General features: G+C 66.9%; 19 protein-coding genes and 2 tRNA genes. 7 read left to right on the top strand and 14 right to left on the bottom strand.

Annotated features, from left to right (window positions below; genetic code table 11):
• The first annotated feature begins 30 nt into the window (after positions 1-30).
• Together JK358_RS02515 and pknB are read left to right on the top strand one after the other, a co-directional pair.
• Positions 31-1,623, top strand: a complete 1,593-nt coding sequence (locus JK358_RS02515; protein ID WP_201943000.1) for a protein kinase domain-containing protein — start codon at positions 31-33, stop codon at positions 1,621-1,623.
• Complete coding sequence (pknB, locus tag JK358_RS02510) at positions 1,620-3,530, top strand: Stk1 family PASTA domain-containing Ser/Thr kinase (protein ID WP_201942997.1); 1,911 nt, start codon at positions 1,620-1,622, stop codon at positions 3,528-3,530. Before JK358_RS02515 ends, pknB begins: the two co-directional genes overlap by 4 nt.
• Before the next feature lie 15 nt (positions 3,531-3,545).
• On the opposite strand, the gene JK358_RS02505 is transcribed toward pknB, so the two are convergent.
• The 3 genes from JK358_RS02505 to JK358_RS02495 are packed head-to-tail and all read right to left on the bottom strand — an operon-like array spanning position 3,546 to position 5,318.
• Entirely contained in the window at positions 3,546-4,007 is a 462-nt protein-coding gene (locus JK358_RS02505) for a dCMP deaminase (protein WP_201942995.1), read from the bottom strand.
• Positions 3,997-4,683, bottom strand: a complete 687-nt coding sequence (locus JK358_RS02500; protein WP_201942992.1) for a RibD family protein — start codon at positions 4,681-4,683, stop codon at positions 3,997-3,999. The genes JK358_RS02505 and JK358_RS02500 overlap by 11 nt, the downstream gene beginning before the upstream one ends.
• Positions 4,680-5,318 (bottom strand): aminodeoxychorismate/anthranilate synthase component II, encoded by a 639-nt coding sequence (locus JK358_RS02495; RefSeq protein ID WP_201942989.1) that lies wholly within the window; start codon positions 5,316-5,318, stop codon positions 4,680-4,682. The genes JK358_RS02500 and JK358_RS02495 overlap by 4 nt, the downstream gene beginning before the upstream one ends.
• Before the next feature lie 223 nt (positions 5,319-5,541).
• On the opposite strand from JK358_RS02495, the gene crgA reads away from it, so the two are divergent.
• Both crgA and JK358_RS02485 read left to right on the top strand, forming a co-directional pair.
• Positions 5,542-5,808: a cell division protein CrgA gene (crgA, locus tag JK358_RS02490; RefSeq protein ID WP_201942986.1), complete on the top strand. Its 267-nt coding sequence runs from the start codon at positions 5,542-5,544 to the stop codon at positions 5,806-5,808.
• A gap of 116 nt (positions 5,809-5,924) precedes the next feature.
• Entirely contained in the window at positions 5,925-6,359 is a 435-nt protein-coding gene (locus JK358_RS02485; RefSeq protein WP_201942968.1) for a PH domain-containing protein, read from the top strand.
• Positions 6,360-6,386: 27 nt separating this feature from the next.
• On the opposite strand, the gene JK358_RS02480 is transcribed toward JK358_RS02485, so the two are convergent.
• Together JK358_RS02480 and JK358_RS02475 are read right to left on the bottom strand one after the other, a co-directional pair.
• A complete protein-coding gene (locus JK358_RS02480; protein ID WP_201942965.1) occupies positions 6,387-7,277 on the bottom strand; it encodes a rhomboid family intramembrane serine protease in 891 nt (296 codons plus the stop codon).
• Between the two features lie 28 nt (positions 7,278-7,305).
• A complete protein-coding gene (locus JK358_RS02475; protein WP_201942962.1) occupies positions 7,306-7,833 on the bottom strand; it encodes a peptidylprolyl isomerase in 528 nt (175 codons plus the stop codon).
• 142 nt (positions 7,834-7,975) lie between these two features.
• Between JK358_RS02475 and JK358_RS02470 the strand changes: the two genes are divergently transcribed.
• From JK358_RS02470 to JK358_RS02460, 3 genes are read left to right on the top strand one after another with little or no spacing between them, the layout of a single operon-like run.
• Entirely contained in the window at positions 7,976-8,245 is a 270-nt protein-coding gene (locus JK358_RS02470) for a hypothetical protein (protein ID WP_201942959.1), read from the top strand.
• 15 nt (positions 8,246-8,260) lie between these two features.
• Complete coding sequence (gene glmS / locus JK358_RS02465; protein WP_201942956.1) at positions 8,261-10,099, top strand: glutamine--fructose-6-phosphate transaminase (isomerizing); 1,839 nt, start codon at positions 8,261-8,263, stop codon at positions 10,097-10,099.
• 10 nt (positions 10,100-10,109) lie between these two features.
• A complete protein-coding gene (locus JK358_RS02460) occupies positions 10,110-10,292 on the top strand; it encodes a hypothetical protein (RefSeq protein WP_201942953.1) in 183 nt (60 codons plus the stop codon).
• 3 nt (positions 10,293-10,295) lie between these two features.
• On the opposite strand, the gene JK358_RS02455 is transcribed toward JK358_RS02460, so the two are convergent.
• The 9 genes from JK358_RS02455 to gyrB form a co-directional block, all read right to left on the bottom strand.
• Positions 10,296-11,090, bottom strand: coding sequence for an ABC transporter permease (locus tag JK358_RS02455; RefSeq protein WP_232850701.1), 795 nt, complete (start codon positions 11,088-11,090; stop codon positions 10,296-10,298).
• A 50-nt stretch (positions 11,091-11,140) separates the two neighbouring features.
• Complete coding sequence (locus tag JK358_RS02450) at positions 11,141-12,136, bottom strand: ATP-binding cassette domain-containing protein (RefSeq protein ID WP_201942948.1); 996 nt, start codon at positions 12,134-12,136, stop codon at positions 11,141-11,143.
• 510 nt (positions 12,137-12,646) lie between these two features.
• Positions 12,647-13,672 carry an adenylate/guanylate cyclase domain-containing protein gene (locus JK358_RS02445; protein ID WP_232850584.1) on the bottom strand — a complete coding sequence of 342 codons (1,026 nt, stop codon included), beginning with the start codon at positions 13,670-13,672 and terminating at the stop codon, positions 12,647-12,649.
• Between the two features lie 96 nt (positions 13,673-13,768).
• Positions 13,769-13,841 (bottom strand) — tRNA-Ala (locus tag JK358_RS02440).
• A 28-nt stretch (positions 13,842-13,869) separates the two neighbouring features.
• Positions 13,870-13,977: a DLW-39 family protein gene (locus JK358_RS38905; protein ID WP_218007277.1), complete on the bottom strand. Its 108-nt coding sequence runs from the start codon at positions 13,975-13,977 to the stop codon at positions 13,870-13,872.
• Positions 13,978-14,006: 29 nt separating this feature from the next.
• A tRNA-Ile gene (locus JK358_RS02435) sits at positions 14,007-14,080 on the bottom strand.
• Positions 14,081-14,220: 140 nt separating this feature from the next.
• The gene (locus JK358_RS02430) at positions 14,221-15,159 is read right to left on the bottom strand and encodes a DUF3566 domain-containing protein (protein WP_232850583.1); all 939 of its coding nucleotides are present in this window, start codon (positions 15,157-15,159) and stop codon (positions 14,221-14,223) included.
• Between the two features lie 44 nt (positions 15,160-15,203).
• Positions 15,204-17,720 (bottom strand): DNA gyrase subunit A, encoded by a 2,517-nt coding sequence (gene gyrA, locus JK358_RS02425; protein WP_201942946.1) that lies wholly within the window; start codon positions 17,718-17,720, stop codon positions 15,204-15,206.
• A 141-nt stretch (positions 17,721-17,861) separates the two neighbouring features.
• Positions 17,862-19,898: a DNA topoisomerase (ATP-hydrolyzing) subunit B gene (gene gyrB, locus JK358_RS02420; RefSeq protein ID WP_201942943.1), complete on the bottom strand. Its 2,037-nt coding sequence runs from the start codon at positions 19,896-19,898 to the stop codon at positions 17,862-17,864.
• Positions 19,899-19,960 lie beyond the last annotated feature (62 nt).

Here is a 19,960-nt window from a genome sequence, read left to right as displayed (position 1 = left end):
AATGACAGGGCAAGGTAGACAGGGTCTGGAATGCTGAACAACGGTGCGTTGATCGCGGACCGGTACCGGCTGCAGCGGCTGATCGCCACCGGTGGCATGGGCCAGGTCTGGGAAGCTCTCGACACGCGGCTGGATCGCCGGGTGGCGGTGAAGGTGCTCAAGGCGGAGTTCTCCACCGATCCCACCTTCCGGCACCGGTTCCGCGCGGAGGCGCGCACGACCGCGCAGTTGAATCATCCGGGTATCGCGAGCATCTACGACTACGGCGAGACCATGGACCCGTCGGGCGGCGAGATCGCCTATCTGGTCATGGAATTCGTGCAGGGCGAACCGTTGAACGCGGTGCTCAATCGGATGAACCGGCTGTCGGTGGCCCAGGGTCTGGACATGCTGGAGCAGACCGCCCGCGCGCTGCAGATCGCGCACGCGGCCGGTGTCGTGCATCGGGATGTGAAGCCGGGCAACATCCTGGTGACGCCGACCGGTCAGGTGAAGATCACCGACTTCGGCATCGCCAAGGCCGTGGACGCGTCCCCGGTGACCAAGACCGGCATGGTGATGGGCACCGCCCAGTACATCGCGCCGGAGCAGGCCACCGGTGAGGACGCCACGGCGGCGTCGGATGTGTACTCGCTCGGTGTGGTCGGCTACGAGGCGCTCGCCGGGCAGCGGCCGTTCACCGGTGAGGGCGCGCTGACGGTCGCCATGAAGCATGTGCGGGAGACCCCGCCGCCGCTGCCCGCGGATCTGCCGCCGAATGTGCGCGAGCTGATCGAGATCACCATGGCCAAGGATCCGCAGCAGCGGTATTCGACCGGTGGCGAGTTCGCCGACGCGGTGGCCGCGGTGCGCTCGGGTCGGCGGCCGACGCCGCCGGGCGGGATTCCGGTCACGCCCGCGTTTCCGACGGGCGCCACCCGGATCCTGCCGCCCGGACCGACCATGATCATTCCGGGGCAGCGGGCGGATCAGCCGACCACGCGCTATCCGACGCCGCCGCAGCCCATGCAGTCCGCTTCGGCCACGGGGGCGACCGCGTTGCTCTCGGGTCCGCAGCCACCGGCCACCCGGCCGCCGGGTACCGGCGCGCGCCCCGTCGACGACGGACATTCCGGACGTTTCACCAATAGTCAGAAGGCCCTCGCCGGACTCGGCGTCGGCGCGCTGATCCTCGGCGCCGCAGCCGCTTTCGTCCTGCTGTCCGGCGATCCGCCGGAACCGACGCCGCCCACCCGCACCAGCGCCGTGGTCGCGCCGCCGGTCACCACCGTGCCCCCGACCACCACCACGGTGCCGCCGACCACCACGCGGGAGCGACCGGTACCGCCCCCGGTCACCACCTACGAACCGCCGCCGACGACCTACGAACCGCCGGTGACGACCACTCCCCCGCCGGTCACCACCACGACCAAGCCGCCGGTCACGACCACCACCAAACCGCCGGTCACCACGACGACGACCAGCAAGGACGAGGAACCCACCACCGCACCCCCGACCACCACCGCGCGCAGACCGCAGCCGGGTGTGGACCTACCATCGTTGCCAGTGATCCCTGGTGTCGGAGGCATCCGCACCGACACCAGCGCCCAGGACGACATTGACCTCCAGCAAGGACAATCATGACGACCCCGAAGAATCTCTCGTCTCGCTACGAGCTGGGCGAGATCATCGGGTTCGGCGGCATGTCCGAGGTGCACAAGGCCCGGGATCTGCGGCTCGGCCGCGATGTGGCGATCAAGGTGCTGCGCGCCGACCTGGCCCGTGACCCCACGTTCTATCTGCGGTTCAAGCGGGAGGCGCAGAACGCGGCCGCGCTGAACCATCCGGCCATCGTCGCGGTGTACGACACCGGCGAGGCCGAGGTCGACGGCGGCCCGCTGCCCTACATCGTCATGGAGTACGTGGACGGCGACACCCTGCGCGACATCGTGCGCGGCAAGGGTCCGCTGCCGCCGCGGCGCGCCATGGAGGTCATCGCGGATGTGTGTGCGGCGCTGGACTTCTCGCACCGCAACGGCATCGTGCACCGCGATATGAAGCCCGCCAACATCATGATCAACCGGGCCGGCGCGGTGAAGGTGATGGACTTCGGCATCGCCCGCGCCATCGCCGACAGCTCCAACCCCATGACCCAGACGGCGGCCGTCATCGGTACCGCCCAATACCTTTCGCCCGAACAGGCCCGCGGCGAACAGGTCGACGCCCGCTCCGACGTGTACTCGGTCGGCTGCGTGCTCTACGAAATCCTCACCGGCGAACCGCCTTTCACCGGCGACTCGCCCGTCGCCGTCGCCTACCAGCACGTCCGCGAGGATCCGCGGCTGCCCTCGCACGTCTACCAGGGCGTGCCGCGCGAACTCGACTCCGTCGTGCTCAAGGCCATGAGCAAGAACCCCGCCAACCGGTACCAGACCGCCGCCGAGATGCGCGCCGACCTGATCCGCGTGCTCGGCGGGCAGAAGCCCACCGCCCCCATGGTCATGACCGACGAGGACCGCACCAGCTTCCTCGACGACGAACTCCCGCCGCCGCGCTCCTACCGCACCATGGAACGCCGCGACGACACCACCGAACAGGAAGCCGTCGAACCCCCCGGCGGCGGTGGCCGCCGCACCGCCCTCATCGCCGCCTCGGCCGCCGCGGCCGTCGCCGTGATCGCCGCACTGCTGTGGGTGCTCGTCGGCCCCGGCGCCCGCCCCGATCAGGTCACCATCCCCGATCTGGCGGGCAAGTCCGAGCAGCAGGCCCAGCAGCAACTCACGGACCTGGGCTTCCACGTGGCTACCCAGCAGAAACCGGACAGCAAAATCGCGGTCGGCAATGTGATCTCCACGCAACCGCTGGGCGGTTCCCGGATCGACAAGGGCAGCACCGTCACCCTGGTGATCTCGCGCGGCCCGGAACAGGTCGCCATACCCAAGCTGATCGGCCTCACCCAGCAGGAGGCCGAGAAGAACCTGACCAACGTGAACCTGCAGCTGGATCCGCAGATCCAGCAGGACTGGTCGAGCGCCGCCGAGAAGGGCAAGGTCATCCGGTCCGACCCGCGCGAGGGCACTCGCGTCGACTCGGGCAGTTCGGTCCAGATCACCCTCGGCAAGGGTCCGGAGCAGGTCGCCGTCCCGTACGTGGTGGGCCAGTCCATCGATGTCGCGGAACAGACCCTGACCAAGAGCGCCGGCCTGCAGATCGTCAAGCAGGAGGTGCCGAACGCGCAGCCCAAGGGCACGGTGATCGCCACCGACCCGGCCGCGGGCACCATGGTCGACAAGGGTTCCTCGGTCACCGTGCAGATCTCCCAGGGCGACGAGATCACCATGCCGGACCTGCGCGGCAAGACCCCCGCCGAGGCCGTCACCCTGCTGCGGCAGCGCGGCTGGAACGGTCAGATCAGCCAGAACACGGTGAGCACCCTCAATACCGGTGACGTCGGCCGGATCATCTCGCAGCAGCCGTCGGCGGGCTCCTCGCTCGCCAAGGACGGCACGGTCACCATCACGACCGGCGTGATCACCATCGGACCGCCCTGATCGACGGCCCCCGGCTCACAACTTCAGATGGCGATTCATGGACATGGCTTCGTCGGCCAGATCGGGTAGCTCCACCACCTCGACACCGTGCTGACGGAGCTTTTCCACGCCCACACAGTTCGCCACGAAGGTGCCCGGCTCCCGCCACGCGATGACGACCCGGCGGATACCGGACGCGAGAATCCGGTCGGTGCACGGGGTTCGGTCCTGACTGGCTCGCGCCGAACAGGGTTCGAGGGTGCTGTAGAGGGTGGCGTGCGGCAGCCGCGGATCGGCGGGATCCATCTTGTCCAGGGCGGATTCCTCGGCATGCACCTTGTCGTCGGTTTCACGGGACCAGCCGTGCATGATCTCCACGCCGTCCGCGCCGACGATGACCGCACCCACCGAGAAGGCGGACGCGCTGGGCGGGCAGAGCCGGGCCAGGCCGATGGCGTGCCGCATCCAGCCGCGATCGGAACGAGCCTCATCCGACATCGGAATCCTCCTTCGGCAGATAGCGGAGCAGGGCGATATCGCCGATCCGGCTGACATCGGCCAGCTGCATGCGATGGTGCGGGCCGCCCGGGAAATCGGCCGGTCCGAGGAAACGCGGGGCCGCCGGATCACCGACCACGAGGGGTGCGACGGCCATGCGGATCTCGTCGACCAGCCCCGCCGCGAGGAACGCGGTGTGGATGGAGCCGCCGCCCTCGACCATGAGGCGTTCCAGGCCGCGTTTGCCCAGATCGTCCAGCAGCGACGGGAAATCGACCGTGCCGCCGAGGGATACGACCTCGGCCCGGCCGTGCAGCGTGTCGCCGATCCGGTGCAGGCCGGAATCGGTTGTGTAGACGAGTCTTTCACCGCCGAAACGCCAGAAGTTCAGCCGCGGGTCGAGATCGCCTGTCGCCGTGACGATCACACGGACCGGATACTCGGGCCGACCGGCCGCGATCCGGTGCAGCCGGCGTTCCGCACTGTTGACCAGCAGGCGCGGATTGTCGCGGCGCAGGGTTTGCGCGCCGATCAGCACGGCGTCGGACTCGGCACGCAGGGCATCGACGCGATCGAAGTCGGCCGCGTTGGAGAGCAGCAGCCGATCGGGGCTCGCGTCGTCGATGTAGCCGTCGATGCTCACGGCTACCGACAGCAGCACATGCGGCCTCGTCATACCAACGCCGCGACCTCCGCCTCGAGCTGCGCGACCAGGCCCTCCGCGGGACGCTCACCGCAGACGCCCAGCCAGTTGGCGAGCATCCGGTGACCACCCTGTGTGAGCACCGATTCGGGATGGAACTGCACGCCATGGATCGGCAGCGTGCGATGCCGCATGGCCATGACCAGCCCGGATTCGGTGCGGCCCAGCACTTCCAGCTCCGGCGGCATGGTCTCTTCGAGCACGGTCAGCGAGTGGTAGCGGGTGGCGGTGAACGGATCCGGCAGCCCGGCCAGCACGCCCGCGCCGATGTGGAAGACGTCGCTGGTCTTGCCGTGCAGCAGTTCGGGAGCGCGGGTGACGGTCGCGCCGAACGCGGAACCGATGGCCTGATGGCCCAGGCACACGCCGAGCAGCGGCGTCTCGTGCCGGGCGCAGGCGTGCACCAGATCGATGCTCGCGCCCGCCCGCTCGGGGGTGCCGGGGCCTGGACTGATCAGGACGCCGTCGTATTCCTGCACGACTTTGTCCACATCCGCGAGCATTTCGTCGTCGTTGCGCCAGACGGTCGCGTCCACACCCAGCTGTCCGAGATACTGGACGAGGTTGAACACGAAGCTGTCGTAGTTGTCGACGACCAGAACACGCATGCTTCGAGAGTAGTGGGCGACAAGCCGACGATCACAGGCAATACCTACTATGGATGTACTCACCGTGAGCGTTTGCGGAGGCGACGACTGATTTCGCAACGGTCGGGGTAACTCCTGGGGCACGCCCAGAATCGGGTCGGCACCCACCGCCGGCACGCATGCGAGAATATCGACGGCACTCTGCCGTGCGCTGAAGGCACGGGGAGGCGGAACAGAGGATGTCATGCCTAAGTCCAAGGTCCGGAAGAAGACCGATTACAGCATCAACCCGGCCAGCCGTACCCCGGTGAAGGTGAAGGCCGCGGGGCCGTCGCCGGTGTGGTACGTCACCATCATGCTGGGCTTCATGCTCGCGGGCCTGGTCTGGCTGCTGGTCTACTACCTGGCCGGAGATCAGATCTCCTGGATGAACGACCTCAACGCCTGGAACTTCCTGATCGGGTTCGGCCTGATGGTGGTGGGCCTGATCATGACGATGCGCTGGCGGTAATCTGCCGTTCCGCCGGTAACTCACAGCGTGTCTGTGACCCGCATCGCCTTACAAACATGTTATTCATGCACATCTGTGGATGACCTTGTGGACAACTCGAGGAAGGGCTGGGGACGATGACGACGGATTCGGTATCCCGGCTCTCCTGGTCCACACCTCCCGCTGCCCTGGCCGTGTGCGGTGTGGGCGGTGTCGTGCTGGCCGCGGCGGCCGTGCTCGCGAACGACGCACCGGCCCGGCTGCTCATCGGTCTCGCCGCGTTCGGCCTGCTCTGCCTGGCCGGACTGGGGCTGCGGCAGCGGCCGCGACTATCCGTCGAACCCGGTGATCCCGCCTACCTGGTGGTGCGCGGCGTGGCCGGGCCGCAGCGCTACAGCTCGAAGCAGATCACCCGGGCCCGCGTGGTCAACTACCGCAGGCTCGGCCGCCGGATGCCCATGCTGGAGATCGACGTCCAGCACGAGGGCGACGAGAAACTCCTGATCTTCGGCCGCTGGGATCTGGGCGCGAGCCCGGACGACGTCCTCGACTCGTTGCGCGCCCACCTCTGATCCGGGCCGCCAGCCGCAGGCTCCGAATCACACGCGGTACAGACTGTCCATCAGCGACGGCGCACCGAATACCGTGACCGCGAGCGCGATCACCACGACCACCGCCACCGCACCCCAGCCGATCAGCGATGCCGCCTTCGGGGTGCGCGCGTGCAACCAGCGCGGGCCGAACAGAATGCCGGTGGTCGCCACCGTGCCCGCGAGCAGACCACCCAGATGTCCCCAGATGGAGATGCTCGGCACCGAGAACGTGATGATCAGGTTGATCACCAGCAGCACCAGGATCTGCGTGAGGTTCTGCCTGGTGCGCAGCATGATCACCGCGACCGTTCCGAACAGGCCGAAGATCGCGCCGGACGCGCCCGCGGTGGCGGTCATGGGCTGCGACAGCAGGGTCACCGCCGCGGCACCGCCCAGCAGCGAGGCGAGATACACGGCCACGAAGCGGGCGCGGCCGAGCGCCACCTCCGCGTACGGGCCGAGCACGTACAGCGCGAACATGTTGACCAGCAGGTGGATCAGCCCGTAGTGCAGGAAGCCGGAGCCCAGGACCCGTATCCACTGTCCGTCGCCGACGAAGGCCGGTACCAGCACCCAGTCGTAGAACAGCTCCGAACGCTGGTTGTCCATGACGCTGCGCGCCTGGGCGGCGGTGACCGCGAAGACGAGCACGTTGAGCGCGATCAGCGTGAAGGTGACGTACGGGCGGGTCTGTGTGGTCGCCGTCAGGCCGGCGGCGTTGCGCACCGGCCGCACGTCCTGCTGTCCCTGGCGGACGCATTCCACGCAGTGCTGCCCGACCGCGGCCGGGGTGAGGCATTCCGGGCAGGCCGGACGCCCGCACCGGGTACAGCCCAGCCCGGTCACGCGATCGGGATGCCGGAAACAGGTGGGGGCGGGCTGCTGGTGCGGGTTCATCGCGAATGTCCTCGGTCTGCTGCCTGAATCAGGAGATGGTGATCCCCGAGATCACGACCTCGTCCTTGGGCCGGTCGTTGCGGTCGGTGGGCACGCTGCCGATGGTATCGACCACCTTGCGCGAATCCGGGTCGAGCACTTCACCGAAGATGGAGTGCTTGCGGTTCAGATGCGGCTGCGGGCCGAGGGTGATGAAGAACTGGGAGCCGTTCGAATGCGGCCCGGAGTTCGCCATGGCGACCAGGTAGGCGCGATCGAACCGCAGCTCGGGATGGAATTCGTCCTTGAAGTCGTATCCCGGACCGCCGCGGCCGGTGCCGAGCGGGTCGCCACCCTGGATCATGAATCCCTCCATCACCCGGTGGAAGGTGGTGCCGTCGTAGAACGGTCCGGAGTCGGTGCCCCGGGCGTTCCTGGTGGTGTAGGGGGCGGTGCCGTCGGCCAGGGTCTCGAAGTTGCGGACGGTGCGGGGTGCGTGGTTACCGAAAAGCGCGATCTTGATATCGCCATGGTTCGTGTGCAGCGTTGCCACGGCCGTCTGATTCGGTGAGGTCACGCCGCCAAGAATAGGTGGTGGTCCTGGCACACCCGGGACACGGCACACAATCAGACACCCGGATCACCGTTTCCCGCGCTTCCCTGCCCGAAATCGGGCAGGCGAGTGGACGAAAGCCGCTTGCTATGGCAAGTTCGGTCGAGTGAATGACGGGACCCCGGCCGATCTGGTGCGCCACGTAGCGGCCTCCACCGGTCTGCCGGCCACGGTCGCGGCCCGTGTGGTGGCCGACGTCGTCGGCTACTTCGACGAGACCGCCGAGGACTTCGTCCGGCGACGACATGCCGAGCTGCAGCGCCGGCAGGTGCGCAATGCCGAGATCTGGCAGGTGCTCGCGGACGAACTCGCGCAGCGACCGGTCGCCGCCCCCGTATTCACCGAACGACAGCTGCGCCGAATCGTGTACGGATAGAGGAGTCAGTCGCGTATGTGTGGAATCGTCGGATACATCGGCCATCGTGAAGCCGTTCCGGTACTGCTGGAGGGCCTGCACCGGCTGGAGTACCGCGGCTACGACTCGGCCGGCCTGGCGGTCCCGCACCGCGGCCGCCTGCGCATCACCAAAACCCAGGGGCGCGTGCAGGATCTGCGCAACAGGGTGGACGCCGACGCGGCCCGGCTGCGCGGCAACACCGGCATCGCGCACACCCGCTGGGCCACGCACGGCGAACCCAGCGACGCCAACGCGCACCCGCACACCGACGGCAGCGGCCGGATCGCCGTGGTGCACAACGGCATCGTGGAGAACGCCGAGGAACTGCGCGCGGCGCTCACCGCCGAGGGCGTGGAATTCGTCTCCGACACCGACACCGAGGCCATCGCGCATCTGATCGCCGCCGCGCTCGACGACAGCGAAACCCTGGAAGACGCGGTCCGCAGCGCGCTGTACCGGGTGCAGGGCACCTACGGTCTGCTGGTGCTGGATTCGCGGCGGCCCGAGGAACTCGTAGTGGCCCGCAACGGCAGCCCGATCGTGCTCGGTGTGGGCGACGGCGAGATGTTCATCGCCTCCGATGTGGCCGCGCTGGTGCACCACACCCAGCGCGTGGTGTTCCTCGACGACGGCGAGCTGGCCACCGTGCGGGCTCGCGAATTCCGCACCAGCACACTGGGACTCGAGGCCCGGCGCACCGACAAGATCCCCACCACCATCGATATGGCGGCCGAGGACTACGCGCTCGGCGGCTACCCGGACTTCATGCGCAAGGAGATGGCCGAGCAGCCGGACGCGGTGCGGCGCGCGCTGCGCGGACGCCTGGACGAGCGGTTCGCCACCGCGCACCTGGGCGGGCTCAATATGGACGCGCGCGAGTTGCGCGGCATCAGCAAGGTCGTGTTCCTGGGTTGTGGTTCGGCCTACTACGCCGGGCAGCTCGGCGCGCAGATCGTGGAGGAGCTGGCGCGCATTCCGGCGACGGCCGAACCGGCCTCGGAGTTCCGGTACCGCAATCCGGTGGTGGATCCGGATGCCCTGTATGTCGCGATCAGCCAGTCCGGCGAGACGCTGGATACCCTTGCGGCCGTTCAGGAATTGCAGCGCAAGGGCGGCCGGGTCATCGGCGCGGTGAACGTGGTCGGCAGCGCCATCGCGCGCGAATGCGGTGCGGGCGTCTTCCTGCACGCGGGCCCGGAGGTGTCGGTGGCCTCCACCAAGGCGCTCACCAATATGACCGTCTCCTTCGCCATGCTGGCCCTGCTGCTCGGCCGGGTGCGCGATCTGTCCACCGCGGCGGGTGAGCGCATGGTGGCCGGGCTGCGCGCACTACCCGAGGCCATCGAATCGGTTCTCGCCGACGATGCCGCCATCGCCGATATCGCGGCCCGCTACGCCAAGGCGCGCAGCATGTTCTTCATCGGCCGGGTGCGGGCCTGGCCGGTCGCCCGCGAGGGTGCGCAGAAATTGAAGGAGATCTCCTACATTCACGCCGAGGCGTATCAGGGTTCCGAACTCAAGCACGGCCCGCTCGCCTTGATCGAGCCCGAAATGCCCAGTGTCGTCCTCGTTCCCGATGACGAACTGGTGGCCAAGAACATCACCACCATCGAGCAGATCAAGGCGCGGGGCGGGCCGGTCATCGCCATCACCAATACCGATCTTCCGGATGGCCTGGCGGACGCGGTGATTCGAGTTCCGGCCGTCGCCCCGGAACTCGACCCGATCATTCTGACGATTCCGCTACAGCTGCTGGCCTATCACACGGCCATGGCATTGGGCCGCGATGTCGACAAGCCCCGCAATCTGGCGAAGAGCGTAACCGTGGAGTAATAGTGGTCGCATGGGCCTGGGACGTTCTCGCAATCGGATCATTGTCGCCGCGCTACTCGCAGCCGCGGGCGGTGTCGTTGCGTACCTGGTCGGCAAACGTCCCCAGCCACCCGCTCCGGCCGCGGAGCCGCCGCGCCTGGGTTATTCGCGCAACGGCTCCGCGCCCTCGCCGGATTTCTCGGCGGCGCACTGACTTCTAGCGGCTCACCGACCGCTTGTACTGCCGCACCGCCAGCGGTACGAAGATCACCAGGATCACGAGCACCCACACCAGCGTGGTCGCCACCGGATGCCGCATGGGCAGGGTGTCCGGCGGCGGGAACGCCGGGCTGGTGTTGCCGAACAGCACGCGGGTGGCCTCGGTGAGCGCCGACACCGGATTCCATTCCGCGAACACCTTCAGCGGGCCGGGTAGGTCGTTCAGCGGCACGAAGGTGTTGGCCAGGAAGGTGAGCGGGAAGATCACCATGAACACCGCGTTGTTGAACACCTCCGGGGCGCGCACGATCAGGCCGATGACGGCCATGATCCAGGATACCGCGTAGGCGAACAGCAGCAGCAGGATGTAGGCGACGACCGCGTCCAGGAACGAGCCGCGGATGCGCCAGCCGACCAGCAGACCGGTCAGCGACATGACCACGAGGCTGACCACGTTGATCACCACATCGGCCGCGGTGCGGCCGATCAGCACGGCGGCGGGTGACATGGGCAGTGACCGGAACCGGTCGATGATGCCCTTCTGCATGTCCTCGGCCAGGCTCAGACCGGTGAAGGTGCCGCCGAAGACGACGGTCTGGGCGAAGATGCCCGCGATCAGGAATTCGCGATAGCCGCCCTCCATGCCCGGCACCTTGATGGCATTGCCGAAGACGAAGGCGAACAGCAGCACGAACATGATCGGCGACAGCGTCGAGAAGATGAGCACGTCCGGAACGCGCTTGATCTTGATGACATTGCGCTTGGTGATGGTGATGCTGTCATTGACCAGCATCGACAAACGCTCTGCGGAGGAAGGCTTTTCGGCTACGGCGAAGGTCGCGCTCATCGGGCCGCACCTCCCACCGGCTCCTCGGCCTCGCGGGCCCCGTTGACCAGCTCCTCGGCCTCGTGACCGGTGAGCGTGAGGAACACATCGTCCAGCGAGGGCCGGCGCAGACCCACATCGTGCACCGTCACCTCGTGTTTGGTGAGCTGCCCGATGGCGTCTACCAGCGCCTGCGAACCGTCGTTCACCGGCACGATGATCCGGCGCAGACCCGGTTCGGTGCGGATCTCGCCCTGCGCCAACCCTTCCAGGGCCCGCAGCGCGATCGGCAGATGATCGACGTGCTCCACGACCAGCTCGATGCGGTCGCCGCCCACCAGGGCCTTCAGTTCGTCGGAGGTGCCCTCGGCGATGACCTTGCCGTGGTCGATGACGGCGATGGAATCGGCGAGGCGGTCGGCCTCCTCCATGTACTGGGTGGTCAGCAGCAGCGTGGTGCCGCCGGCGACCAGCTCCTCGATCACGTCCCAGAGATCGAGGCGCGCACGGGGATCCAGGCCGGTGGTGGGTTCGTCGAGGAACAGCACCGGCGGGTTCGCGACCAGCGCGCCCGCCAGGTCGAGGCGGCGGCGCATACCGCCGGAGTACCCTTTGACCGGCCGGTCGGCGGCGTCGGTGAGCCGGAAGCGCTCGAGCAGCTCCCGCGCGCGCTCCTTACTGCGCTGCACGCCCATGTGGTAGAGGCGGCCGACCATCTCCAGGTTCTCGAAACCGGTGAGGTATTCGTCGACGGCCGCGTACTGGCCGGAGGCGCCGATGCGCGAGCGCAGCAGCTGTGGATCCTTCAGGACGTCGACCCCGGCGACGGTGGCACTGCCCTCGTCGGGGATCAGCAGGGTGGTGAGCACCCGGACCGTGGTGGTCTTACCTGCACCGTTGGGGCCGAGCAGGGCGGTGACGGTGCCTTCCGGTACCGACAGGTCGAGGCCGTCGAGGGCGACCAGCTTGCCGTACCGTTTCACCAACCCTTCGGCGACTATTGCGTCGGGCATGATTCTCCTGGTGTCTCGTGGTGTTTCGAGCAGCAGTGCTCTGATCTGCATAAACGCTGCGAACAAGACCGGACTAGGCGCCAGTATTGCCCATTTCGGGCGGAAAAGTCATCCGAAATACCGGATGTGAAAGAGCTGTGACTCGGGAGGCGGCAGGCAAAAGGCCGCATCCCGTTGGGGGTCCGGCGGTGCTCGGGGGTGCCGGTACGGGATGCGGCCGATTCGATGATCCGCCCGCGGGGACGCCCGAATCGCGAGTAGCGCACTACTCGAATTCGCCCGTCTGACACCGCTTTTTCCAGCACGAACACATGCTCGCACCCGGGTACGACATCTTTTCGATAAAAAATCTTGGAACGCGGGCACACGATGGCCACACAATCGGCGAGCTTCGCGTAGGATCGTTCCCGTCGGCCCCTCCCCCCCGGGCCGACCTTACGCGGGCCTCGGCTAACTCCCCCCCTTCGCCGAGGCCCGCTCCTATTCCCGGACAAAGTTCCGGGGGCGCCCTCAGACCAGCGGTCGAATCTCGTTGCGGCGCAGCACATGCCCGCGCAACCGGTTGATGCCGCGCACCCGCACACCACGCAGATGCCGCATATCGAACTGCGGATCCCCGGCGATGGCCATGGCCGCGCCGTCGTCGATCAGCACCGTGCCCGGCCGCGCCACACCGGTGAGCCGCGCGGCCACGTTCACGACCGACCCGTAAAGGTCCCCGAACCGCTGCAGCACCTCCCCGTAGGCCAGACCCACCCGCAACTCCTGGGTGACGCCGTGCGACGCCGTGGCGGCCTCCTGGACGGCCAGCGCGATCCGCGCGCCCTCCGCCGCGGTATTGGCCGCGAACATGACCTCGTCGCCCACGTTCTTGATGACCCAGCCACCGTTGGCGATGATCGCGTTACTGGTGGCGGTCTCGAATGCCTCCAGCAGAGAAGACAATTCGTCCGGTTCCAGATGTCGCGTGAGCCGCGTGTAGCCGACCATGTCGGCGAATCCGACCGCCAGCACCCGCAGCGTGTCCCCCGCCACCGACCCCTGATCCAGCGACCGCGCCAGCGCGGCGTCCAGATGCCGCCGGAACGCATAGGTCATGAGCGCTTCGATCTCGGTCATCACCTCGGCGGTGGCGGAACGCGCCACCTCCTCCGGATCCGCCTCCGGATCGGCCTTCGTGCGGGTGGCGATCCGGTGCAGGATCTCCTCGGTGATCAGATCCACCTGCCATTCGGCCAGCCGCGCCATAGACCGCCCGAGCGTCCGCGCGGCCGTGGTCTGCCGGTGAATATCCGCCCCCGCCAGCACTTTCAGCCGCCCGAACCCCTTGGCGGCCGCGATATCCGCCTCGGAGTATTCGATGGCGTCGTCATCGGGATGCGCCGGGAAACCCATGGCGATCCACAGCCGCCGAGTCAGCGAAGTCGGCGCGCCACTCTTGGCCGCCACCTCACGCCGGTTGTATTTGCGCTCCCCGTTCAGCAGATACGGCTCCACCACCGACTGAACGAGTTTCGAGATCTCGGGGGACGCCATGATCGCCACCTTACGTGGTGATCAGGCCAGAATTCGCGGAGAGTTCCCGTGTCAGACGGAGATCGGGAGATGTCACAGCGACCAGCAAGAAATTTGTGGAGCCTAGGGGAATCGAACCCCTAACCCCTGCCTTGCAAAGGCAGTGCTCTGCCAATTGAGCTAAGGCCCCGGCCGGGGAGAATTTCCCCGAGGTTTTATCAGCGGGTGGTGACCTCGTGCCAGAGATCGGCGTCGTTGCGCTGACGCAGTTTGCTGATTCCGAAGATCACAGCGGCGACCAGGCCGATCGTGAGGAGAAATTTCATGAATCCCACCCTACGTTGATTCTCGGGAGTGGGCCTAGGAGGACTTGAACCTCCGACCTCTTCGTTATCAGCGAAGCGCTCTAACCGCCTGAGCTATAGGCCCTCATCTCGGTTCCGAGTGTGTCACCCGAACCGAGGCCAAAGATTACCGTACGCATCGACCCAGTACCAAAACGGCTGGTCAGAGCGAGAAAATGGGAAGGGGCGCGAGCTGTGCCCGCGCCCCTCCGCCAACACTCACAGCTAGTCCGGATCGGCCAGGGTCACCTGGATGCCGCCGACCAGATCACAGCACTGGTTGTAGACGAACACGCCCACGGTCGACAGCGCGGTCAGCAGGACCACGTTGATGAGACCGATGACACCCGCGTACCCGAACACCGTGCCGGCGTCCACCAGCGCGGAAGACGAACTGTCCGAGACCATTTCGGTGAAGGTGCTGTTGAGCCGCTCCCACACGCCCATGCCCTCGAGCACGAGGTAGAGCAGACCGACCGCCAGCATCCACACGAAGAACATGGCGACCGAGATCACCAGCGAGACCTTGAGCGTGGACCACGGATCGATATGGCGCAGCTGCACCGTGGCGCGCAGCGGCTCGCCGGTAGCCGCGGCCTGTGCCACCGCCGCGGGGGCGGACGGCGAGACCGGGCCGGTCGGCGCGATGGGCTCCGGCGGCGGCAGCGGGTGGCGGATCTCCGACAGGTCGGGCAGATCCTTCACCAGCTCCGGGCGCGCGATGCTGCGGGTGGGCCCGTCGATGCCGACGGACTTCACCATGGCGGCCTCCTTGCGCGCCGCCTTGGCCGCCAGGTCGGCGGTGGTGCGCGCGTTGGAGACGCCGGCGTTCAGGCCCACTCCCCCGGCCGGGCGGCCCGTGGTGGGCGCCTGGCCGGGGCGATACAGGTTGGACTGCGGTTCCCGCTGCGGCAGCTGCGACCAGCCCCCATCCTGATAGGGGGAGCCGGACTGATCCGGCTGGGGTGCGGCGCCCTCGGCCGAATTCTGTGCACCATCCACGAATTCGCCGGACTGGTCCGGTGTTTCGGGGGTGATGGGCACACCCGAATCGTTCTGGGCACCGGGCCGCGGAATGGGCCGCGGCGGAATCGGGGACGGGGCGATCCTCTCGGTCACGCCGTTGGCGTGACCCCGCTGGTCATTCGGCTGATTCGTGGTCAATGGTGAATCCTTCGATTCGTTCTGCCGCCGCTGCTGTGGTGAAACTACTGCTTCGCCGAACCGCTGGTGTCGTCTTCGGCAACCTGGTCGGGTTCATCCGCGTTCCGAGCGATCGCGAGCAACGTATCGCCCTCGCCCAGGTTCATCAACCGAACGCCCTTTGTTTGACGTCCAGCTTTGCGAACCTGATTCGCCGCGGTGCGAATGACACCCCCACCGGAAGTAATCGCGTACAACTCGTCGTCGTCGTTGACGATGAGCGCCCCGACCAGACTGCCACGTTTGATGTCGTACTGAATAGTCAAGACGCCCTTGCCGCCTCGGCCCTGAGCCGTGTACTCCTCGATGGCCGTGCGCTTGGAGTACCCGCCCGCCGTGGCGACAAGCAGATAGTTCTGATCGTCGCCCTCGTGAACGACATTGAGCGACAACAATTCGTCGTCGGTGTTGAACCGCATGCCCTGCACGCCGGAGGTGGCGCGGCCCATCGGGCGCAGCACCTCGTCGTTGGCGGCGAAGCGGATCGACTGACCGTGCGCCGACACCAGCAGCAGGTCGTCATCGGCGGAACACAGTGCCGCACCGACCAATTCGTCACCGTCGCGCAGATTGACCGCCACGATGCCGCCGGACCGGTTCGAATCGAAATCGGTCAGCTTGGACTTCTTCACCAGGCCGTTGCGGGTGGCCAGCACCAGGTACGGCGAATCCTCGTACGACTTGATCTGGATGACCTGGGCGATCTTCTCCTCCGGCTGGAACGCCAGCAGGTTCGCCACATGCTGACCGCGCGCGGTGCGGTTGGCCTCGGGCAGCTCGTACGCCTTGGCCCGGTACACGCGGCCGAGGTTGGTGAAGAACAGCAGCCAGTCGTGCGTCGAGGTGACGAAGAAGTGCCGGACGATGTCGTCCTGCTTGAGACCCGCGCCCTGCACGCCCTTGCCGCCGCGCTTCTGCGAACGGTAGAGGTCGGTCTTGGTGCGCTTGGCGTAGCCGGTCTCGGTGATGGTGACGACCACGTCCTCGCGGGCGATCAGATCCTCGTCCTGGACGTCGCCGTCCGAGGCGATGATCTTCGTGCGGCGGTCGTCGCCGTGCTTGTCGACGATCTCGGCCAGCTCGTCGCGCACGATGGCGCGCTGCCGCTCCGGCTTGAGCAGGATGTCCTTCAGGTCGGCGATCTCGGCCTCGATCTTGGCCAATTCGTCGAGGATCTTCTGCCGTTCCAGGGCGGACAGGCGGCGCAGCTGCATATCGAGAATGGCCGTGGCCTGGATCTCGTCGATATCGAGCAGCTGCATCAGGCCGGTGCGCGCGGTCTCGGTGTCGGCCGAGCGGCGGATCAGGGCGATGACGGCGTCGAGCTGATCGAGCGCCTTCACCAGACCACGCAGGATGTGGGCGCGCTCCTCGGCCTTGCGCAGCAGGTACTTGGTGCGCCGGATGATGACGTCCAACTGGTGGTTCACGTACAGCCGGATCATCTGATCCAGGCGCAGCGTGCGCGGCACCCCGTCGACGATCGACAGCATGTTCGCGCCGAAGCTGGTCTGCAGCTGGGTGTGCTTGTACAGGTTGTTCAGCACGACCTTGGCGACCGCGTCGCGCTTGACCGTGACCACGATGCGCATGCCCACACGGTCGGAGGACTCGTCGTGGATGTCGGAGACGCCGGCGATCTTGGCGTCCTTCACCTGCTCGGCGATCGAGTTGATGAAGTTGTCCGTGTTCACCTGGTACGGCAGCTCGGTGATGACGATCGTGGTGCGACCACGATTGTCCTCCTCGATCTCCACGACACCGCGCATCTTGATCGAGCCGCGGCCGGTCGTGTACGCGTCGTGGATGCCCTGGGTGCCGACGATCAGGCCGGAGGTCGGGAAGTCCGGGCCCTTCACACGTTCCATGCACGCCGCGAGGGTGGATTCCTCGTCGGCCTCGTGATTGTCGAGCGCCCAGTAGATTGCCTCGGCCAGTTCCGTCAGGTTGTGCGGCGGAATATTGGTGGCCATACCGACGGCGATGCCGTTGGAGCCGTTCATCAGCAGCACCGGCACGCGCGCCGGGAGCACCACCGGCTCCTGCGTCTTGCCGTCGTAGTTCGGGATGAAATCGACCGTCTCGTGGTCGATTTCGCGCAGCAGCTCCATGGCCAGCGGCGTCAGGCGGCACTCCGTGTAACGCATGGCGGCCGCGCCGTCGTTGCCGCGGGAACCGAAGTTGCCCTGACCGTCGACCAGCGGATACCGCAGCGACCACGGCTGCGCCATACGCACGAGGGTGTCGTAGATGGCGGTGTCACCGTGCGGGTGGTAGTTACCCATGGTGTCGGCGACCGGGCGCGCGGACTTCACGTAACCGCGGTCGGGCCGATACCCGTTGTCGTACATCGCGTACATGATCCGGCGGTGCACCGGCTTGAGGCCGTCACGGACCTCCGGCAGCGCACGGCCGACGATCACGCTCATGGCGTAGTCGATGTAGGAGTTCTGCATCTCCTGCTGGATGTCGACCGGCTCGATGCGGTCGCCACCCGAAGGGGGAAGAGAAGTCTCAGTCATGAATTGGTCTCCGTAGGAAGTCTTGTGGGTGGTCCTCGCAGGTCAACAGCTCACCCGCCGTGAATGGGGGTCCGGGGGCGAAGCCCCCGATTCCCCTTTTTTCGGGGGGGGTTCGGGGGCGGAGCCCCCGGAAGCCGTCGGCTACACGTCGAGGAACCGCACGTCCTTGGCGTTGCGGGTGATGAAGCTGCGGCGCGCCTCCACGTCCTCGCCCATGAGGACGGAGAACAGTTCGTCGGCAGCGGCGGCGTCATCGAGAGTGACCAGGCGCAGGACTCGGACAGCCGGGTCCATGGTGGTCTCCCACAGCTCCTTCGGGTTCATCTCGCCGAGACCCTTGTAGCGCTGCACGCCGTCGTCCTTGTTGATCTTCTTGCCGGCGGCCAGGCCGCGCTCCAGCAGCCCGTCGCGCTCACGATCGGAGTAGGCGAACTCCGGCTCGGACCGCTGCCACTTGAGCTTGTACAGCGGCGGCTGCGCGAGGTACACGTGCCCGTGCTCGACCAGCGGCCGCATGAAGCGGAACAGCAGGGTCAGCAGCAGGGTCGAGATGTGCTGGCCGTCCACGTCGGCGTCGGCCATCAGCACGATCTTGTGATACCGCAGCTTGGCGATATCGAACTCGTCGTGGATGCCGGTGCCGAAGGCCGTGATGATCGACTGGACCTCGTTGTTCTTGAGCACCTTGTCGATTCGCGACTTCTCGACGTTGATGATCTTGCCGCGCAGCGGCAGGATCGCCTGGTACATCGAATCGCGGCCGGACTTGGCCGAGCCACCGGCGGAGTCGCCCTCCACGATGTAGATCTCGGACTTGCTCGGATCCTTGGAGCGGCAGTCGGCCAGCTTGCCGGGGAGACCACCGATATCGGTCGCGCTCTTGCGCCGCACCAGCTCGCGCGCCTTGCGCGCGGCGACACGCGCCTGCGCCGACGAAACCGCCTTGGTGACAATGGTCTTCGCATCGGCCGGGTTGGCCTCGAACCAGTGCGTCAGATGCTCGTTGCAGGTGCGCTGCACGAAGGACTTGACCTCGGTGTTGCCGAGCTTGGTCTTGGTCTGGCCCTCGAACTGCGGATCGGCGATCTTCACGCTCACGATGGCGGCGAGACCCTCACGGATGTCGTCACCGGTGAGGTTGCCGTCCTTCTCCTTGATGAGCTTCTTGTCCTTCGCGTACTTGTTCACCACCGTGGTGAGCGCGGCGCGGAAACCCTCTTCGTGCGTGCCGCCCTCGTGCGTGTTGATGGTGTTGGCGAAGGTGTGCACCGACTCGGAGTAGCCCGAGTTCCACTGCATGGCGACCTCGAGCTCGTGCCCGGTGCCCTTGCCCTGGAACGAGACGATCGTGTTGTGGATCGCCTGCTTGGTGCGGTTGATGTGCTTGACGAAGTCCTCCAGGCCGCCCGGGTAGTGGTAGGTCCGGGTCTTGACCTTCGGCTCGGCCGGCGCCTCGCCCTCCTCGGCGTGCTTGGGCGCCTCGGCGGTATCGGAGACCACCTCGTCGGTGACCTCGTTCGCCGCCACCCGCTCGTCGGTGAGGGTGATGGTGAGGCCCTTGTTCAGGAACGCCATCTCCTGCAGGCGGCGCGCCACCGTCTCGAAGTTGAAGGTTGTGGTCTCGAAGATCTCGGCGTCCGGCCAGAACCGGATGGTGGTGCCGGTGCGCTTGGTGGCCTCGCCCTGGATCAGCTTGCCGGGCTTGGAGTCCTTGTACTCCTGGGTCCAGTGGAAACCATCGGTGTCCACGTCGGCCTCGAGGCGGGTGGACAGCGCGTTCACCACCGAGATGCCGACACCGTGCAGACCACCGGAGACGGCGTAGGCGTCGGAGTCGAACTTGCCGCCCGCGTGCAGCTGGGTCATGACCACCTCGATGGTGGGCACACCCTGCGCGTGCATGGCGACCGGGATGCCACGGCCGTCGTCGATGACCTCGACGCCGCCGTCGGCCAGCAACTTCACATCGACCCGGCTGGCGTAACCCGCCATCGCCTCGTCGACCGAGTTGTCCACAACCTCCCAGATCAGGTGATGCAGACCCCGCTCGCCGGTGGAGCCGATGTACATACCCGGCCGTTTGCGGACCGCTTCGAGGCCCTCGAGGACGGTGATGGATTCGGCACCGTAACCGTTGCCCGACTTGGGCTGAGTCGAGCCGTCTGCGTTGGAGTCCATGGCAGCCACTGGTCGGTAGCTCTCCTTACTTGCTGATCCTCCTGGCACAGGCACAGGCACAC

The sequence above is a fragment of the Nocardia acididurans genome (assembly GCF_016741815.1).
GTDB classification, from domain to species: domain Bacteria; phylum Actinomycetota; class Actinomycetes; order Mycobacteriales; family Mycobacteriaceae; genus Nocardia; species Nocardia acididurans.
This window is presented reverse-complemented; position numbering and strand designations above follow the sequence as displayed.

Coding starts and splice junctions, on each gene's coding strand:
- JK358_RS02515 (WP_201943000.1), top strand. CDS start 31: ATGCTGAACAACGGTGCGTTGATCGCGGACCGGTACCGGCTGCAGCGG.
- pknB (WP_201942997.1), top strand. CDS start 1,620: ATGACGACCCCGAAGAATCTCTCGTCTCGCTACGAGCTGGGCGAGATC.
- JK358_RS02505 (WP_201942995.1), bottom strand. CDS start 4,007: ATGTCGGATGAGGCTCGTTCCGATCGCGGCTGGATGCGGCACGCCATC.
- JK358_RS02500 (WP_201942992.1), bottom strand. CDS start 4,683: ATGACGAGGCCGCATGTGCTGCTGTCGGTAGCCGTGAGCATCGACGGC.
- JK358_RS02495 (WP_201942989.1), bottom strand. CDS start 5,318: ATGCGTGTTCTGGTCGTCGACAACTACGACAGCTTCGTGTTCAACCTC.
- crgA (WP_201942986.1), top strand. CDS start 5,542: ATGCCTAAGTCCAAGGTCCGGAAGAAGACCGATTACAGCATCAACCCG.
- JK358_RS02485 (WP_201942968.1), top strand. CDS start 5,925: ATGACGACGGATTCGGTATCCCGGCTCTCCTGGTCCACACCTCCCGCT.
- JK358_RS02480 (WP_201942965.1), bottom strand. CDS start 7,277: ATGAACCCGCACCAGCAGCCCGCCCCCACCTGTTTCCGGCATCCCGAT.
- glmS (WP_201942956.1), top strand. CDS start 8,261: ATGTGTGGAATCGTCGGATACATCGGCCATCGTGAAGCCGTTCCGGTA.
- JK358_RS02460 (WP_201942953.1), top strand. CDS start 10,110: ATGGGCCTGGGACGTTCTCGCAATCGGATCATTGTCGCCGCGCTACTC.
- JK358_RS02455 (WP_232850701.1), bottom strand. CDS start 11,090: ATGCTGGTCAATGACAGCATCACCATCACCAAGCGCAATGTCATCAAG.
- JK358_RS02450 (WP_201942948.1), bottom strand. CDS start 12,136: ATGCCCGACGCAATAGTCGCCGAAGGGTTGGTGAAACGGTACGGCAAG.
- JK358_RS02445 (WP_232850584.1), bottom strand. CDS start 13,672: ATGGCGTCCCCCGAGATCTCGAAACTCGTTCAGTCGGTGGTGGAGCCG.
- JK358_RS38905 (WP_218007277.1), bottom strand. CDS start 13,977: ATGAAATTTCTCCTCACGATCGGCCTGGTCGCCGCTGTGATCTTCGGA.
- gyrA (WP_201942946.1), bottom strand. CDS start 17,720: ATGACTGAGACTTCTCTTCCCCCTTCGGGTGGCGACCGCATCGAGCCG.
- gyrB (WP_201942943.1), bottom strand. CDS start 19,898: ATGGACTCCAACGCAGACGGCTCGACTCAGCCCAAGTCGGGCAACGGT.